Annotated in this window: 11 protein-coding genes; 6 read left to right on the forward strand and 5 right to left on the reverse strand. The window is 38.2% G+C overall.

Annotated features, from left to right (window positions below; all coding sequences use genetic code 11):
- Positions 1–192 precede the first annotated feature (192 nt).
- Entirely contained in the window at positions 193–2,730 is a 2,538-nt protein-coding gene (locus M901_RS00185) for a hypothetical protein (RefSeq protein WP_157679743.1), read from the forward strand.
- A gap of 16 nt (positions 2,731–2,746) precedes the next feature.
- Here M901_RS00185 and M901_RS00190 read toward each other — a convergent pair whose 3' ends face one another.
- The gene (locus M901_RS00190) at positions 2,747–3,220 is read right to left on the reverse strand and encodes a hypothetical protein (protein ID WP_021276129.1); all 474 of its coding nucleotides are present in this window, start codon (positions 3,218–3,220) and stop codon (positions 2,747–2,749) included.
- A gap of 223 nt (positions 3,221–3,443) precedes the next feature.
- Between M901_RS00190 and M901_RS00195 the strand changes: the two genes are divergently transcribed.
- Complete coding sequence (locus tag M901_RS00195; protein WP_021276125.1) at positions 3,444–4,034, forward strand: hypothetical protein; 591 nt, start codon at positions 3,444–3,446, stop codon at positions 4,032–4,034.
- 18 nt (positions 4,035–4,052) lie between these two features.
- Here the strand turns inward: M901_RS00195 and M901_RS00200 are convergent, their stop codons facing one another.
- The 3 genes from M901_RS00200 to M901_RS00210 are packed head-to-tail and all read right to left on the reverse strand — an operon-like array spanning position 4,053 to position 10,198.
- Entirely contained in the window at positions 4,053–4,553 is a 501-nt protein-coding gene (locus M901_RS00200) for a hypothetical protein (protein WP_021276121.1), read from the reverse strand.
- Complete coding sequence (locus M901_RS00205) at positions 4,553–6,946, reverse strand: lipoprotein (protein ID WP_021276122.1); 2,394 nt, start codon at positions 6,944–6,946, stop codon at positions 4,553–4,555. Before M901_RS00205 ends, M901_RS00200 begins: the two co-directional genes overlap by 1 nt.
- A gap of 39 nt (positions 6,947–6,985) precedes the next feature.
- A complete protein-coding gene (locus M901_RS00210; protein ID WP_021276127.1) occupies positions 6,986–10,198 on the reverse strand; it encodes a hypothetical protein in 3,213 nt (1,070 codons plus the stop codon).
- 290 nt (positions 10,199–10,488) lie between these two features.
- Here M901_RS00210 and M901_RS00215 point away from each other — a divergent pair, with 290 nt between their 5' ends.
- Genes M901_RS00215 through M901_RS00220 form a run of 3 tightly spaced genes read left to right on the forward strand, consistent with a single transcriptional unit; the run spans position 10,489 to position 12,872 of the window.
- On the forward strand, positions 10,489–12,072 hold the full coding sequence (locus M901_RS00215; RefSeq protein ID WP_021276126.1) for an RDD family protein: 1,584 nt from the start codon (positions 10,489–10,491) through the stop codon (positions 12,070–12,072).
- Positions 12,073–12,079: 7 nt separating this feature from the next.
- A complete protein-coding gene (locus M901_RS18140) occupies positions 12,080–12,286 on the forward strand; it encodes an undecaprenyl-diphosphate phosphatase (protein ID WP_021276128.1) in 207 nt (68 codons plus the stop codon).
- The gene (locus M901_RS00220; RefSeq protein ID WP_021276123.1) at positions 12,243–12,872 is read left to right on the forward strand and encodes an undecaprenyl-diphosphate phosphatase; all 630 of its coding nucleotides are present in this window, start codon (positions 12,243–12,245) and stop codon (positions 12,870–12,872) included. The genes M901_RS18140 and M901_RS00220 overlap by 44 nt, the downstream gene beginning before the upstream one ends.
- Here the strand turns inward: M901_RS00220 and M901_RS00225 are convergent.
- Positions 12,869–17,698: a hypothetical protein gene (locus tag M901_RS00225; protein ID WP_021276124.1), complete on the reverse strand. Its 4,830-nt coding sequence runs from the start codon at positions 17,696–17,698 to the stop codon at positions 12,869–12,871. The two genes, M901_RS00220 and M901_RS00225, sit on opposite strands and share 4 nt — an antisense overlap.
- A gap of 468 nt (positions 17,699–18,166) precedes the next feature.
- On the opposite strand from M901_RS00225, the gene M901_RS00230 reads away from it, so the two are divergent.
- On the forward strand, positions 18,167–19,069 hold a 903-nt coding region (locus tag M901_RS00230), incomplete at its 3' end, for a hypothetical protein (RefSeq protein ID WP_157679744.1).

Below are 19,069 nucleotides of genomic sequence, written 5' to 3' on the forward strand. Positions count from 1 at the left end.
AGATCTTATAAAGCAAAAAATAAAGCGTATTCGTAAAGCTGGTGGAAAGACATGTTCGCAGCTTAGTAAGGAATGTATATTAAAGGTTTAGAATATTTTCTTATATTCAGCTTTTCTTTATTTTCAATTTCTGCTTTTGCAGAGATTGAGCCTTGCATTAAGGGAAATGCCTTAGAAGTCTTAAATTCTAGTATGGAAAAAAATATTAATGACTTCACTGGCTATTCTTGCTTTCAAAAAATTAATGATTATGAATTCGGTGACTATAGGGAAACATGTGGTTGTTTTAAGCCACAGTTTGAAAATATTCAATCAGTTCCCTTAATCTCTGAAGAAGAGAAGCATAAGGATATTGGGAAGTATATTATTGCCAATATCGAAAAGCTCTCCGTTGACTTTGCGACACTTGATTCTTTGATGCCTTCTCTTAATGAGAGTCAGGATCTACAGAATGTTTGTAATATCGATAACCTTCTTTCATTTGATAAATGTGGGCTCCCTAAATCAGAATCACTTCAAAAGATTGAGAAGATGTTTGGGTTTCACCTGAAAAAGAATGAAGAGTTAGGTATTGAAGGAAAAGAGAAGTTTTCAGTTTCAAATCTTAAAGAAAAGATTGTTAAAGAAGTTAGAATAAAACTTGATAAGACAGCAAAAGTCGATTTTAAGACACCATATTGTGAACACCCAAGTTTTAGCTTTAAGTTCATGGGTTCAAATATCGCAAATTCTTTTAAGGATGATGATAAAAAGAAGATGCTATTTAAGGCCTTATTTGAAAATGACTTTAACGCAGAGAAATCCGTTGCAGATAATCAAATATTTGAATTGTTTTTTAAAGATGCAAAGAATGGTGTGGATACAGATGGAATTGCCCTTTTAAAAAAGAATTGGAATAGTTTTGGTTCGAGTAAGAGTGAAAATATCACTGACTCACCTGAGGTGCTGGCCTTTTTAGAAAATAAGCTAAAGGGGCGATGTGGAGCGCTAAAAGAAGAGATTAATAAATTGTCATGTGATGTTGATATCTCGCACTATGGAAAGAATATTAAGGATGATGAGAAGCAGCTTAAGATTGAAGATATTGCCCTTGATGTTACGGATAATAAGCAAGACTTAACTAAGAAAATTGGTGAGATAAAGGGAATCTGTACAAGAAACTCAAATATGCCAATGTTCAAGGATTATGATTCTCTGATTGCCCCTCTAAAGGCTGATTTTGTTAGTCCTAATGCTGCCTATGGGAACCAGACGAAAGAATCATTAAGCAGTATTGATGTAATTAATGAAATCTTCAGTGTTGATGATGGAAAGAGTGAAAAGAAAACTGGTTGTGAAGATCTCTGTCTTCAACCAGAACAACTTGATGCAACTGGCTTCTGTGTCAAAAGGCCAATAGATGAGGTCATGAAGAAGTTTGATTGCGATAATCCAAGTGATACAAATAAACAAAAATGTGATTACTTATCTTTAATGAAAGAAGATGAAGTTATTACGAATATCCAAGATGAAATTGCCAATATGTCATCAGAAGAGAGAAACTCTGATCAGGCCAAGACCCTATTTGAGCAACTTCGTATTAGAGGTGTCTCAATCAATCGAAATAATAAGCTCCTCGATAAGTTTTTAAATGTTAAAAGAGTTTCTAGTGCTGATAATAAAATTGTCGAGAAAAAAGGTGCTGATAACTTAAAGTCTACGACACCTCAAAATAAATTAGACGTTGTCCGTGTTGGATCTGGACCAGATGCAGGCCCTAATAATAGAGGTGTTGAGAGAATGAGTGTTCAATCCTCTGTAAGACCGTCTACTGGCCAGAGTTCAGCTCAAAAGACTGTTGTTGATATGGACTCGGCCTTAAAGAGATTGGAGACGGCCAAGAGCAGTCTTTCATTTGGTGGAAAAAGAAGAGGTGGTAAAGGCTCATCTTCTTCATCTGATAATTTAAATGATATGGATAAGGCCTCTCAAAAGATAGACGGACTTCTTGCGACACTAGATGATTTAAGAAAAGATAATAGCGATCTCGATCGTTTAATTTCTGACCTTGATACAAAGGTGACAAATCCAGAGGATGGGACTTTTTCATCATCTGGACCTGGTTCTTCTTATAGAGCGGGGAGAGGGAGTGGAGGTTTCCCACAGGGAACTCAAGTGGCTTCTCGTGGCCCTGGATATGGAAGTGCTGGAACAAGTGGTTCTGGAGGTTTTGGTGATAATGGTCTAGGCCAAGGAGGCGCTTCTAGTCAGACTGGTGATATCGTGAGAACTGATTTAATTGGTAAGTCGTCAACAGGGGTGGCCTCTCCTGAAGATGGTGATCGTATGGCCCAATCGGCGGCGGGGGTTAGGCAACCTGCAAGTGTTGGCGCTTCTTCTCAAGGATCTAGTTCTGCTATCTCAAAGCTCTTTCAAGGAAAAATTGAGGCCTCTAGCGTACAAAATAATAATCGTGCAAGTGAGCTTGTCCAAGTTGAAGTTAGTGAAGGCGTTAAGGAAGTTAATCTTTCTGAACTATTGAAGAATAGAGATGAAATCAATCCTGGTGAAGCTTTTATTCTCTATGAGCTTATTGATAATCGTAAGGTTGAAGTGACGCTGATTCCAACTTTCTCAAATTATAAAGGTAAGAGATTCTTTGCTGGTTATCGTCCTCTTGATGTAAATCAGAGTAATAGGATTCTTGTTAATAAGCTTAAGGCCGAGAAGAATTTACTAACTCAAAACTAGAAGACTATTCTTAGTCTTACTCTTGTGGTGTCTCACTAGATTTATAGAACATGATAAGCTTGTCTTTTTCTGCTGTGTAGAGAATGACAAGATTGAACTTATTAGAAACTCCATTAATATGAGTTTGAAAGTTCCCTCTTTGTTTGAACTCATGTGAATCTGGTTCACCTAGAAAACCTAGAACTTTAAGCATGTCTTTATCATCGAGTTGAACTTTTAGAGATGCCAAAACTTCATCGAGATTGGCCTGTTCAATCATCAGGTCTGACTCATAAGAAACCGGTTTTCCAATCACTTCTGGTAGGACAAGTTTAAGGTCAGTTATAATTTGTTCTTCTGAACACTCTGCAATATCAAAGACCACATCTTCGACACCAATAACTAGCTCAAATGATTTTTGAATACATTGTGTCTCGCTAATCATTCCGATTTGATTGGCCGAAACATATGTGGAAACAAACATTAATGCTGCTAAAAGAGTTTTCTTCATAACTTCTCCTTGATTTTTATTTTGCTTGAACGGCGGTCAATTGGCAAGTGGGAAAGGTGTGAATGTTATATATTTAGTGGCGCTTAAGTTGTTGAAATGATGGTGTTTTTCCAAGAAGTGTCTCTTTTTTTATCAGGGGAGGTAATCTTTTCAAAAAAATCCCCAGTTGAGTAAAAAAGTTGGATACTGAAAGAGTTAGAGTGAAGTTGTACAGGAGGTGCAAATGTCACGTCATCTATTAAAGAATCTCATTTTATTCATGGTTGCTTTCTTTGCCTTGAGCTCACAGTCTCAGGCCCTCATTCTTCTTGAGCCTTATCTTGGTTATAAGATGGGATCAGGTGAGAATAGTCTTTCATCTAAAACGGAATATGATTTTGATACATTAGCATATGGTGCAAGACTGGGGGTTAAGTCACTTGGCTTTTCACTGGGCCTAGACTATTCACTGGCCTCTGGAGAGTGGGAGACGAAGAGCTCAGCGAGTACTTCAAAAGATGATAGAGATCAAAAAAGTCTTGGTGCTTTTATTGGTTATGAACTGCCGGCATTTTTTAGAGTTTGGGGGACTTACTTCTTTGAGACAGAATTTGAAGACACGACTGGGGCTGACTCAGGTGATACTCTTAGTGGAAGCGGTCTTGGACTAGCACTCGGTTATACAGGTCTGCCTTTTGTATCGCTAAATCTTGAATATCGCATGTTTACTATGGATGAAAGAGAGACTTCCGGTGTTAAGACTCGTTTAAATGGGCAAAATGAAATTGATTATAATGAAATCTTACTAAGTTTGAGTGTTCCCCTCGATTTGTAAAATATCTTCCCCTCGTCATTATTCTATGATGAGGGGATTACGTCTTTCCATAATTGTTCTTCCCCAAGTCCTTAGAACTTTACCGGTTCTATTGTCAATGAGGGCACTAAAAGAGTATTTGGCCCCTTTGTGTTCACTTGTTATGACAACTGAGCTTCTTTGGGTCTTTTTATCGATATTCATAATTTCAATATCTGAGTTTTTAAAGTGTGAGTTTCTTTTGAGCAGGGTGCTTACGAGAGCTTTCTCTTCTTTGGTATATTCTCTAGTATAAGTTCTTTTTGATTTCTTGGGACTTGTGTCTTCAGTATCTTTTTTTTGTTCGACATCTTTTGGAGCACTGTCTTGAGTCGCTGATATTTGACTCTGTGTTGGAGCAGTGGACTTCTTTTGATTGGTCTCTTCTCTTTTTTCTGACACAGTTTGATCTGGAGTTGAGGTATTTCTGTTTTTAATCGTAAAGAAAATCCCTGCAAGAATGAGACAGGAAGTCGCAGCTATTAATGTTATCTTCTTCATTAGTCTGCTACCTGAAATGTGATATTGATGATATTAAATGGTTTCTCTGTGGCATATTCCCAGTCTCTAAAGTCATCATAACCATTACTTGAATCGTGGTGACAGTCATCACAATTTGTATATGAAGCTCTCAATCGGCAAGTGACCTTTGTTCCGATAGGGATATTCTTATTGATTTCAAAGTACATAAAGTTACCGGCAGAAAAAGAAGGACTTCCATCTGCTTTGGAGATTGTTTCTGTCCAGTTGGCCTTTGGCTTAATCATTGAAACTGTTTGCGTCTCTGCCCCTTGAAGTGCGCGTACCATACAGGTTTTCGTATCATTAGGGTCAAGACAGTCTTTTTCTAAAAGTCCGGCATCAGTCTTAAGTTGATTAAAGAACTCTTTTTGAGAAAGAATCTTTGTCGATGAACCATCATTATATTCCATCATACAAACCGGATGATATCTTGCTGAATCATCAAAGTTAGCATCTGTCACAGTTGTACAGGCCGTCCCACCTTGTGATGTTGTTGGAAAAGCATCTGAGAGATTTGAACAAGGTTGATCATTTTCCATGTGTGACCAGTCTGCTGCTGTCACTCTTGCGCCACCCATAATTGAGTTCGAGTTGTTATAGAGGTTCACAAATATCCCTACAACCTCGCCAGGTGAGGCCTTACCATTTCCATTATTAAATCCAAGGTCTGAATCTGTTAGTTCAGAAAGTCCCGTGATTTTACCTTGCAGGAGGTATGAGTCGATAATACTTTTCAATGTTGCTTGATTGTCGATAATATCAAATGAGTTAAAATCTGATCTCGTCTCCAGCGTCAGTTGTGATTTAGAAAGAAGTTCAGTTCTCTTTCTGTTGAGAGTGTCAACAGCTGTTGCACTTGGAGAAAAGCTATATTCTTCACCTGATTTTCCATTTCCATTGTCATTATAAGTTCTAAAAAGTAATAACCCATATTGATCAAGAAGTGACTCAACATCGTCCTTACTATAAGGTAGAGGCGAAGGGGTCGGGCTGACTGCATTGGCAGAACAAATCCCTGTTGTCGAGTTGACAACGACATTGAGAAGATATTTTCCCATATATTGAGAGATCTTTCTGTAGGTAATTGGATTGACAGAGCTAATCCAAACTTGTGATTTATCTTGATTGAGATTAATGGCCGTACCAGAGTGAAAGTCATTTCCTTTTGCTGTAAGGTCTCCGAGTTCTGCGAGTGTCTCTGTCAGAACATATGAGACGGTCTTAATTGCATTGGCCTTAGAAATCGAACATTGTGACTGAATATCTTCAGTTAGGGCCACGAGATAGTGTGAAAATATTTGACCTGCATAGTGAATATCTTCAGAAGGTAAAGTTACATTATTTGGATTATAGGCCAAGTATGTCGGGTAGCTCAGTCGAGAATTTTCATCAACAGCAATACCTGAAGCATGAATTGAATCATCTTCCTTTAATGGTCTGGAAGCGTTATTAAAACGCCCTAGGGCCCATTCTCCCATATGTGGTCTTTGGTTTACGTAGTAGCTAAAATAGTCGGCCAAACCTTCATTGATGGATCCCGCTTCATCATAAGTTCCATATCCAAGATCAGAACGGATCACAAAATCATCTAAGAGAGGATCAGCAAGTGTTCGTGCGTACTCGGCCGTATTTCTCATATTCATCATAATATCCACAAGGCCATGTCCAACTTCGTGATAGATAACAGTATTATCTTGAGCAAACTTCACTTGGTCCTTGAATACTAGGTCATATCCCATACATAATTCAAAGGTTGAAGGTGAGAATGAGGCGTTATTTGATAAGTCACAATCGGCATAGGCGATCAGTGGTCTCATTGGGTTCCAATGTCCTTTTGAGTTAAAGAGGGAAATTGGTAAACTCGTTGGATAGTTTGATGTCGCAAGGCTCGGGTCTATAGTCGGAGTTGCGATATTATTATAGTGATTTAAAAGATTATTATGGAAAGCATCGGTAATTTTATTAATGTGCCCAAAAGTATTAACTTGTAAGAACTCTGTTGTTGTTGGAGTAAAGGCCCAGCGATTATCAGAGTTTGTAAAAGGTTCAATATTATAGTCTTCTGTGACTTGAATGCAGTCAGTAATGAGAATACATGGCTCTTTGAGTTGAGTGTTAAAAGTAATGAAGTCCTGATTAGACTTTAGAAGTTTAGCAAGATTAACATCTTCATCGAGATTACTATTTCCCGAGAGGATAATAGGGTTGTCTTGGAGAATTCTTCCATAACCTGCGTTAACTGATGACTTTGTATTACTTATCCCCGAAGAGTCTGATCTTTTCGTATTAGGGGATTCAACGCACGAAACCATCATCATAGTGATAATGGTCGCGGCAATTATAAATTTTGTACTTCTTAAGTTAAACTTCAAAAGATCCTCCTGTGATCCTTTAAATTATGGTCACTCTTCTTATCGGATATTTCCGAAAGGATTTTGACCTACTCCTAAATTATCCATCTGACCAAGTTGCTCAAATATTGAGCCCGAGTTAAGATTTCTTCCCCCGGCAATGTGAGCACAGCTTGTTCCGCCAGTTTTCTCTCCAATTTCTGCCCATGCATTCTTTTTTCCACTCATCGAAAGCTTTTGAATGGCAGTCGAGACTTTTCTAAACTGTCCTCTTTGTGTGAGCTTCTCTTTTGCCCAATCTTCGTCATTATCATTAATACATTTTTTGTAGTTCTCGATACTTGAACTTGAACGACACTCGTTAAATCTCTTGTATCCAGCTTCGTTGTCGAGGTCGGCACAGAAGTCTCCATCCTCTAACTCACTTTCTGATGCTTGAACTAGGTTGGCATCTAAGAACTCATTGATTAGCTTCTGCTTATCCTTGTCATCAGGGTAGAGTTCAGCGGCCGTTGGCAGTGAGCTCTTCTTTGCTTTATAAGCAAAGAGATTTTTCAGATCTTCAATCTTATCAGCATATGGTGAAGACTCTAGTTCTTCATCAATTTTCTCTAGTGATTGTTCAGCGCCACTGGCACCTTCAATATAGGCAACTATCTTTTCTTCCATACCATCTTCTCTAAAGACATCTGGTAGGTCGTTAACGAGATTTTCGATAAACTTCTTCTTTACACTTTCTGTATCACCAAACTTTCTACAAGCGTTAGCAAGGTGGTTCTTGTCTGAAGTTGATTCGTCATCTTGTCCTTCATTCTGTGATTGAAGACAGACATTTCTATACTCATCAAGTGCTCCAAAAACATCTTGACCAAGGTGACCTGAAATCTCCAGTGCTTCAGAGTAGAGTGACTCTGGTGAGAAATCTCCATCACATCCAGGAGCTGCTGCCATGGCCGCATACTTTTGACAGAATTGAAGTTGTTTTTGATTTGCTTCACTCTGTGCTTGAGCTGCATCTTGTTGCTGTTGCATTGCACTTTCTTGCATACTTGCGATAGCAGAAGTACAGTCATTTCTAAAGCTTTCCCATTCACCTTTTTCTTTTTCCCATTGGGCAAGGTTCCCATCAATAATCTTCGTCGCATATTGGACTTGCTCATTGACATGGTTAGAGAACATCTTCTTAATATTGGCAACATTCTTACCTAGGTTCTTTCCTAGTGATTTAATATCCATTCCACCTGCTTTTAAGAAGATTCCTGGAAATGCTTGATCTGTTGCTTTAGCATTGATTGGTTGAATCTTGGCATCTTGTTGAAGCCCTGTAAAAGTAGGGATTCCATACATGGCCTTAAGCTCTGGAGGTAGTGAACTTGGAAATAGTGAGTTGTGAAGGCTTACGGCCATGTCTTCAACTCTCTTATTCATTGCCGCTGTCATTGCATTGGCATTATCTTCAAGCAGCTTTACTTGAGCATTGTATTGGTCAGCTAGACCTTTAACTTCATTTGTCTTATCTTGTACATATTTCTCAGCTTGTTGATTACAAGCATTAACAAATCCAGAACAAGTTGTTGCTCTTTTTAGACAGAAAGAAGGTGAGGACTTTTGATAAACATTCTTATCGCTACACTGAGTGGCATCGACAACTTCACCACCACACTGATTAAGAAGCTCGTCAACATACTTTTCAATACTTCCATCTTGTCCAGCTCCTGCATTTGAAACAAGCATTCCATCAGCAGCTTTCTTGATCTTGTTAAGTTCAGACTTCGCTTTTTCAGCTTGGGCCTTGTAGTTTGCTAGAACTGAGCTATCTCCCGCAGGGTCTAGTTTACCTTCGTAAATCATCGTACATTCGTTAAGAATATCGTTGAAGTACTTTGTTAGAGTCTTTCTCTCTGTCGCATTATTTTGGTTTGTCACAGAAACTTTAATATCGTTATTATTAAGTCTTGCGATCTCTTTTTGAAGTTGATCAACAGTTTTTGATCCTGAGATAGCATCTGTCACACCAGACTTAAACTTATCAATTGTTGTCCCACCATTATTTGTCTTTCTGTGGTCAAAGTTATTCACAACTTGAGAAAGAGATGATGAGTATGCCGCAGAGTTTGAACCATTGATACAACCAGTGATGAACTCATCTTTATAAGAGTTATTCGCATTTTGAACAATTTTATTCATCTTGATTTCAAAACTTGGGTCAGTCATACTCGGAATAGAATCACTTACTCCAATTTCTTTTAAAATGGCATTTGCTCTAGAAACTTCTTCGTTTAGCGGTGTGAATTTATCTTGCAGTGCCTTTGTGAAGACACCCTTAAATTGAATTCCTGTTAAAAGAGTCTTGCTTGATAGGGCGGCCATGCCACCATTTTTGATTTTCTTTTGAAGAGCAGCTTTGTCTCTTTTAATCTGTTTTTGAATATTTGAAAGTTGTCTTCCTCTATAGTCAGAGGCCCTTTCATCCGTATTTGATAATGCTTTACTAATTCCTAGAAGACCACCTTTTTGGGCTTCGGCATTGAGTTTCCCCGTTCCCATGATATCAACACATTCTTTTGGGAACATATCTCTAAAGTCGGTATTCTTAATATCTTGACTTGCTCTTGCTGATTTTGGCCCATTTAAAAGAGCGTAACTATCAGAGAGTTTCTTTCTTTGCATTTGTAGTTGGTTTTCAATTTCCTTTCTTTGGGCCTCGTAGTCCGCATACATTTTATCAAAGTCTGAAAGCATAGAGTTTGCTTGGTCGGCAAGGGCCTTTAAACTATTTTGAATACACTGCTTACCTGAGCTTGCACTACTATTTTGTGGTCTTAGGTGACGATCATACATATTGATGTAATCTTGAGCAATCTTCATTGAAGCGGCCATCATCTCTGGTGGTACTGCAGAAGACTGACAAAGACCAACAGGTCTCAATCCCTTATCAGGTGGAACCATACAGTTATTGAAAATATAGTGACGGTTAGATCCCATTTGATCCATTTGTAATCGACCTTGAGCATCCTGCTGAAACTTTTGGAAAGACTGCATTGCCTGAATCTGCCCTTGACTCATTTGCTGCTGCTGATTTTGCTGAGCAAAGTTTGTTAAGTTCTGCATGATTCCCAGGGCCGCTGAAGTAAAGTCATTGGCCTTTTGTACTCTCTGTGTTTGAGCGTAGACATCTGCTGGTAGTGTGGCGTAAGTTAGAGCGGCACAAGTCACGAGTGCATTCGCTTTTCTCAACATTTTCATCAATTTCTTCTCTTTTCTCTGCTTCACTTTCTTTCCCCTTAATCTCATCCCTAAGAAAGATTTCAATACTTTAGACGTATCGGAAATACTTAAGCTTTTCTTTATTTTATTGTGATTCCTATAATGCACCAAAAAACTAGGGAATATTTGTCTCTTACTTGCCCTAAATTGCTGCTGTTTGTTAAAATAAGTGAGTAATTTCAGCAATTTGGATAATCAAGTTTTAGCTATTCAATTGGAAGGGGTGCTCAGATCACAGTGGCAAGAATTGTGGTCTAATTTACTCATATCCATGGAATATCAAAGAGATAGAGATAATGAATCAAGCAACAGGATTTCGAAGACTTATAGCATTTTTTATTGATTTTTTACTCGCATGGTTTGTGAGTTACTTTTTTCTGAGTCAAGAGGGAATTCATCGAATTCTGATGGAGTATTCCTTCTATCAAAACCTTGCCCAACTCCAGCACAAGCACTTGGCGCTGACATTAATTGGGCTCTTTCTCTATCGCTTCTATTCAGGACTATTCTTCGCTTCGAGTTTGGGAATGCTTCTTAGTGGTTTAAAAATCCAAGGGCATAATGCACTTCAAGTAAGAGTTTCTATGGCCTTTAGGGCCCTTATAATGCCTTTGCTCTTTATACTGACGCCGCTAGATCATATCTTGGCCGAGTATAAGAAGGCCCGCATTTCAGAAGTTATGACGGGAACCATTCTTCTAAGGCGCGGTGGCATCTTTACCCTCGCTCTAGGATGTATTACCTTAGTTGTCTCTTTCGCCTTGGCCTATAGTGGACCTCTACTTTATAAGAGCTCTTTTCTCTTTAATCCTTCTGTGAGCTTTACTCCAAAGGTTGAGATTCCTCTAGATAAAGGAAGAGATTTTAATCTCTTTAGAACATATGGCTCAAAGAGCTTTCAGATGATGACCTTTACGGATCTTGAATCGGGGAGATTTAAGGTTAACCCTTCTTTTGAAATTAGAAGAACGAATGGGAAGGTGATCTACCGTCCTCTCATGAGTATTTGGGATTCAACTCTCGGTGTAAAGGGTGTCTTCAAGATCAATAAGCGCTTTGACTTTGTGAAGCTTCTTAATAAGGTTAAGAGCAATTATCCTATGTTTGGACTCTACTATCCAAATCTTGATGAGGATCTCTCAAATGCTCAGATGATTGGGGATGGTTATGAGTTAAGTGATATGGCACGTCAGGAACTCTTCGAACTGGTTTCAATATCTCTTTTGGCCAATCCATTTTCTATCAAAGAATTTGTTAAAAAGAAGCGCCTCTTTATTTTTCCCTATGTTGTTTTAAAGAGAGATCTCTTTAACCTTATAGGACATCACGATAAGTTAGAAGTTGATTTTGTGAATCGCGGAAGTGAGGTCTTTTTGAGAACACTGAATAATGATGATTTTAAAGGGGAGCTTAAAGAGAGATTCTTCTCTCTTAAGCAGCTTCGTCCTATTGTGTATGAGAATATATGGCAGAATCAACGCTGGGTGAGAAAGGTAAATGATACCTTTAGCCGTACTTTCTATTATAAATCGAAGTGGGGAAGTGTTGTGGATAAGGAAGCGGCCGTTTGGGAGAAAGAGTATATCTTCAACCCACTCTCTATTCATGATTTTCTTGGTTATAAAGACTTTAGCCCTGAGGGACTTTTAAAGTTTGAAAATTATTTGAAACGCTATTACCGCGATGAGGCCATGGATAGTTTTAGATTAGGTGATCAATATCAACGTCTCTTTCTAGCGAGCATGCAAAGAGTATTTATTACTTGGCAATTGATGATGAAAAGAGAGAGAATACCCTATAGAAAATCAACAATTAAGAATTTCTCAGACATGATGAGAGCTTTGAAATCAAAGAATAAAGATTTCTTTATAGGGGAGTAATACGCATATGAATGAATTCTGGGCCATAATCTATGGAATTATCCAGGGGCTAACAGAGTTTCTGCCTGTCTCAAGTTCAGGTCATCTTGCACTTCTTCCTAAATTTGCTCATTTCAAAGATCCTGGGTTAGTTTTTGATCTGGCCATGCACCTAGGGACGGCCCTGGCCGTTGCCCTATATTTTTATAAAGCTCATTCGCATTACTCAAAATAGTTTTAACTTTCTGATTCCGTCTAAGACATGTGATGGTTTCACTAAGAACTTTATGGTGGCAACTTTGGCCACTGGGATTTTAGGACTTTGTCTAAAGTCATTTGCTGAGTCATTTGGTCGTCAATCTAATGTCATTGGCTTCAATTTGATTGTTTTTGGGATTCTTCTCTACCTGGCCGATAAGTGGGGCCTATCTAAAGATAAGGTTATGGAAGATGCCAGGAGTTGGAAGAAGTCACTCATCATTGGCCTTCTTCAAGTTATTGCCATTTTTCCAGGAGTTTCTCGATCGGGAATTACAATGACTGGAGGAAGAACTCTAGGTCTTTCTAAAGAGGAATCTTCATCCTTTTCTTTTCTACTTTCTCTACCGCTCATTGTGGCAGGGGCCATTTTAAAGTTTAAGGATCTTAGTGACTCTGGAGAGTCGTTCAACTATACACTGTGCTTGATCGGAATAGCTGTCTCATTCGTTACTGGCTATGCCACAATTCACTTCTTTTTAAAGCTACTTAAAAAGATCGAATTCTCATATTTCATGATTTATAGAATCATACTTGGAGTGATTGTTATTATTTGGGCCTAGTTACACTGGAAGACTGGGATACCAGCGTTGAGAAGATTATTACCAACTTCTTCAGGTACACAGTACACATGTGAGTTCCACTTAAGACCTTCGCGATAAAGATCAACCTTACCTTCGAAGTTATCATCTGTTTCGTTTTCAATGTAGCGATTTACAAACTTATTTTCAATATCTTCTGAAACATTGCGATACTTATATTTTCCATAGGCCACACCGTAAGTTAGGTAACCACTTGCACACATCTTCTTCTCACAAGCAACCTGAATGACTGTTGCACTATCTTTGATAAATCCAGTTTCTTTATCAAAGATTGTACTTGGAAGATCTTTTGCCTCACTTGAAACGTAGCGATTCAAGTAGACAGAGAGGTCTGAGTAGTTTCTCATAGCACAACGATTTGTATTAGGATTGATATATCCAGAGCAACACTGAGAAGCATCATCGCCATCTCCCATTTGTGTATTTGTTGGAAGACAACAACTAAATGTATCTTTAGAAAAGACCTGCTTAACTTGGGCATTAAAGTTTGTCATATCAGTGGCCTTTAGATAAATTTCATCATCAGTGGCACCTCTATATTCAGCTCCATTAAGAGTGACGTTATCAACAAGATCAGGAATAGGGACTGCTGTATTATCCTGACAGTTGTATTGACCACTAAAGGCATTCGGGTCCTTGATCGCAACATTTGGTATTCCTGTCAGATCAAAAGATCCCACCCATTTTAGAATATCGATGGCCTCAACCTCAGGAACACTTCTAGCATCACACTGACTAAAATCAGCTGGGTCGGCACAGTTCTTATTATTTCCAACATAATTGAGACACTCGAGATTTCCAATATTAATCTGTTGCATTTTATCTGGACGCCAATCGTGTCCACCACCACTTGTTTTAGAGAAGTTTCTTACCCAGTTTTCAGAACAACATGTTCTAGAAGCTGCCATTGAAAGAGTCTCATATTGTTCTTGAAGATTTGTGACTGGTTCACATGTTGTAGATAAGCTTCCTACTGTACAAGAATCATTAGACGAGACAACGAGGTCTTTATTTGCCAACTGCTTTCTGTCGTAGTGAGTGATAGAGTTACCAGAGTAACGAGAAGCCTGATTTGGTGCTACTGTTGTTCCTACGGCATCACTGAGATTCACTGTACGAGTATACCCCTCATCATTTTCAGGAGTATTCGTTGTATCTACAGTAGGAATTGTAATTGTCTTATTCGTTTCACGACAACATCTATTCTTTCTCACATCAAAGTCACTACTTGTGCTTGGATCTGGTTGAGAACAAACAAGGTCTTGTTGCCAAAAGAGCAGCTCATATTGATTAAGTGCTCCAATATCAGAAGTTGTGATTGACTTGAGCGCACTGGCCACAAAGTCAGAAGGAGAGCAGTCTAGATCTGTATGACAAGTTGTTCCAGGTGCTCTTAGACAAGAGTTCACATTTAGTGAAGCAGAGTCCGCAAGATTATTTTGAAGATCCTTAACAACTTTATTAGAGAGAAGACTATCAAAGATATTTAAAAACTGTGTGCTCAATGACTGAGATGAGGCCAAGTCTCGTATCGCTGCTGAAGATACGGCCAGAGTAGGGCTCTCAAATGAGATATAGTTTCCATTTGTATCAAATGTTGGACACATTGAGAGGTAACTAGCAGAGCTTGTATTTGTTGAGCTCTCTGATGAACCAAGTCCGTTAACAACATCTCCGATATTCGTTGGTGTTTCATCCATGAGGTCTTCATATGTCTTTGTGGCATGGTTATTTGATTGTGCCTTACCTGGTAAGCAAATCCCTTGAACATTATTTGCTGATAGATTTCCTCTTGCCAGTAGGTTGGCAACTTCTGTTCCCACATAATCTTTTGGACGACCAATAATTGGGGCCTGCAGTCCAAAGCTTGGGACCTGAACTGTTGCATCTGGATCAGTATTTCTTACTAGGATAGAGTTTCCATAACGATTGATTGAGTTGTTAAACTTTTGCGGTTGAACAGCGTCAACAAGCTTTTGACAGTAGTTATTCGCAGAACATCCATGAGTTCTTGTCCCTAGAATTGATGTGTACGAGTTATTCGTATTTGTGACATTCCCGTAATTGAGGGTACAGGCGGCTCCACGTCCTCTGTAAACACATCTCTTACTTGAGCCAGAGTAGCTACCATTTAATGAAATAAGTCTCTCTATTGATTCTTCATTTGGAATTTCAATCCCATTATCATCAAAGTTAGGGTAGCTTGACTTGATACTTGTTACGGTTTCACAAGCGTAGTCCCAACCAAGTGCCGCGGCACAATCACTATCTTTTTGACAAGAGTGGACACGCTGACAATCAGCGGCATCGGTTTCATAGTCAGTTGTTGGGTAATCTTGTGTATTATTAATAATTGAATCCTGAATCAGGATATTGAATGTATTTTCCTGAGTGAGGTCAGAGAAGTAAGCATTCACTGCTAAGTAGAGCTTATTTGTCTTGGCCTTAATTCTTCTCTTTGTTCCAATGGCAAACCATCTGACACCATCAAAAGAACCAATGACAGATCCATAATCAAAACCATACCAGTCTCTATTATATCCATTGGCCATAAAGAAGTGTTGGGCAGCAAGTCGTGAGAGTCTCTGAGATTGTCTATCTGATTTTGGTGTATGTGACCAAGCAAGCATAGTTGCTGGAACAAAACAAGAGCGTCCAAAAGCTAAGTCATCAGCTCTAAAGTTTGTTGTACCAAATTTAGATGATGTTACGAGATCTGGCTTATATCCACCACCACTTCCAGAGAGATTATCTGGAAAGATTTTTGCTAGATTAGAATAGTAGTCAGCTCCACAAGAGAAACAGCTTGAAAAGATCCCATTTTCAACAGAGATATCATAAGTTGTTCCCTTGTTTACTGTGACTTCTTTTGCTGGCTGGGCCTGAGCAAGATTGTAATTAAATGATCCATAAATCTCATTAAACCCAATATAGCTAGAAGTATTATTTGGATTTCCAATGTCAGAATTTGTGTATTCAAATTCAGTTCCCTCTTGGGCCAGATTAGGGTTTTCTAGGATATCACTAAGATTGATATCTGTTCTAGGGACACCATTTGTATCAAAGTGTCTATGTGGTGCAGTTTTACTACTTAAGAAGACTTGTTGCTGTAGTGGTGCATCTGGTGTTGATGGAGCAGGGTAATTACATTCATAATTGACAATATTTTCGCTATCATCAAGCACTGGTTTTAAACTACAGTCATTATTAGGACAATTACAGATTGATCCAATCTCTTCAAGGGCCTGTTGTTTAGAAAATAGGACAGGGTATGTTGAAGAGTTCACATAGTAAGTAATCTTTACTTTTTGAGTGTCTTGAATTGCTAGTGAAGCACCGGCGAATTCGACATAACCAGGAGCTCCTGAAATATAATCCCAGTAGGTTCCTCTTGTTCTCACTGAATCATCAACTTCAACAATAATCTCTCGAGAAGAGTCAATGTAAGTCGGTACTTTAAATTGATTTGAAGCAGGGAAGTGGTCAGTTGTCTTTCCTAAATTCTGACCTTGAACATATTCCTTAGTACACTTTGCCAAAATTGAGTTGATAACAGTACATGAACCATCTATCTTGTAGCGAATGAGAAGGTCTTTATACTTATTATTATCATCAACTGCTTTTGTAAGAGTGATTTCCATTGTATCGATAAGGTTATCATTCGTATCTGATGGGGCCTTGAATGTGAAACCTGGTGTTCCGATAAAGGCGCCGTCTTTATAAAGACTCACTTCTTGGAAGATAACTTCATCAATAGTATTAGTAATAGGGTTTGTCCCTGTATAAGTTGTACTAAAGTCTCTGTCATCCTTTACTGTTGTATAAGTATTACCTGATTGAGCATTCTCATATCTTACTGTACAAATACTCATTTCTCCCTCAGAAGGAGTTGTACATTCATGAAGATACTTGAGATTTAAAAAATTCTGTTGAGCTTGTTCTTCTGGTGTTAGAGCATTAGGATCGTCTTCTGGGTCTTCAGGAACAATGACATTTCCACAGATATAGTAGAAGTCTGGATACTTCTTCTTATTATTCTCGTCCTTAGAAACATCAAGAAGAGCGGCAATATAATCAGAGTATTCTGTATCCGCTGCAGTATAGGTCTTTTTTAATGTTCCATCTTTTACACACTGACCAGAGAGGCAGCAGTCAAGGTTTTGAACCTGACATTCATTATCTGTAGAACATAATCCAACACCGCCACTAATTGGGAGTCCAAAAGTCACTTTAAACCCTAAACCAGTTGCTGAAAGAGAGTTGCTCTCATTTCCCGAAGAATCTACAACGAGAATCTTATTTGTCTGGTGACTGATATTAGAACAAGTTGGACACAGATCATCCACATCGTAGACAATAGTTCCACCAAGGGCCGTCGCCTTAGCATTTACCGCTGTATTATTACAGAATGACGTATTCTGTGATTTATCAATGGTCTTATAATTGAAACTGATATAGCTTTCTTTTACACCTGTAGAAAAATTAATTTGAGATCTTGCAAAACCTGCAACCACAAGGTTCTGTACACCTGTTAGAGTCGGGAAGTGGGCAATGGCACAGTAGACCTTTGAAGGGTTGGCCGTGACGAAGGCATTAACTCCTTGTCCTCTAAAATTTAGGTTATCATCGAATGTTGAGGTAATTGAAAAAACAGAATTTATACTTGTTCCACTATACTCAAGATAGTTAAAGTCAGTATCAAAGCTTGGTTCTGTTTCTTCATCTGTTGTTGTATTACTCTGGGACTCGGAACTTACTTTACGACTTGTATTAGTGGCTTGAGGCACGCATGCACTTACCAACAAAGTGATGGCCAAAAGACTTAGTAAATATTTAAAATCCGTTTTGTATACTCTCATAATCCCTTACGTGTACGAAACACTTATCGAAAATATTGTTAACTACTTAAATTTAAATATAAGGTGCGGCATATATTTTCTTATAATAGATTTTGTAACCACCCGAAATGACGATGATTGGTGAGAATCTGATACCTTTGCTATGCCATTTTTAGGAGTCATTTTACCTTGTGATTCAATTCATATTAAATTCTACACAATATTCATGGTTTATTTGGCCTTGCCAATCATAACTGACACTTCTTCAGAATTTTGGAGCTATCACCTAATTAACTAGAAATACATTGTGTGGAAATTTTAACTTTTGGATTTTTAAAGACTGACAAAATAGGACGGATAAAACACTTTAGATAATTACCCATTGCTGTAGGATTTGATCAACAGCGAGGGTTTATTATGAAAAAGCAAAGGGAACGAAAAGATGATGGATCTATTTGGAGTTCGTACTCCGATATGTTTACATCTATGGCCGTTGTCTTCTTGGTCATGTTTGTATTTGCACTAATCAAGGTTGGTGTGAAGTCTATGGAGCAAGCTGCTCAGAAAAAGGCCCATGAGAAACAACTCGAGGGGATGGTTTCTGAAAAAGTTAAAAAGAAATCTGAAGATCGTAAGGAAGAGATAAAGAAATCAATAAGTGAAGTCTCACAATATCAAAATATTATTGATAAGAAAGTTTTAGAGCTTAACAAGTTTGTAAAGAAGCTTGAGAAGAATAAGCACATTATGAAATCTATTGTTCAAGAACAAGAACAAAAAGATGCCATCGTTAAAAGTATTGGTGAAAAACTTAGAAAAGAAAAGAAGAGGGCCAAAGAGATTTCTGGGGTAAATAAGAACCTAAGAAAACAGATCATGGAAAAAGATAATATCGTGAAGGAGAGAATGGAAGAGATCCATAGAGCTCAGAAAGAACTTCAGGATAAGAAATCGAAAATGGATAGGCTGACAAAGATGTTGCAAAAGCAGAAACAGGAGCAAAAGACGCTTGAAACGCAAATGCAAAAATTTAAGAGTGAAATTGATACTCAGGCCAAGGAGAATAAGCAACTTTCACAAGAGATGAAGGACAAGATTAAGGAAATTCAAAAGCAGAGAGAAGATAAGAAGAGAATTATGGCCATGCTTGAAAATAGAAAGCAAAAGCTCAACTCTTTACAAACAGATTTAAAAGAAAAACTATCAATGCTCGAAGAACATAAGAAGAATAAGAAACTTCTTTATTCAAAGATCGAAAAATTAGAAAAACAAAGAAATGAAGAAAAAGATAAGAATAAAGTTGTTTCTAAGCAATTAGAA

The sequence above is a fragment of the Bacteriovorax sp. DB6_IX genome, assembly GCF_000447775.1.
Taxonomy (GTDB): domain Bacteria; phylum Bdellovibrionota; class Bacteriovoracia; order Bacteriovoracales; family Bacteriovoracaceae; genus Halobacteriovorax_A.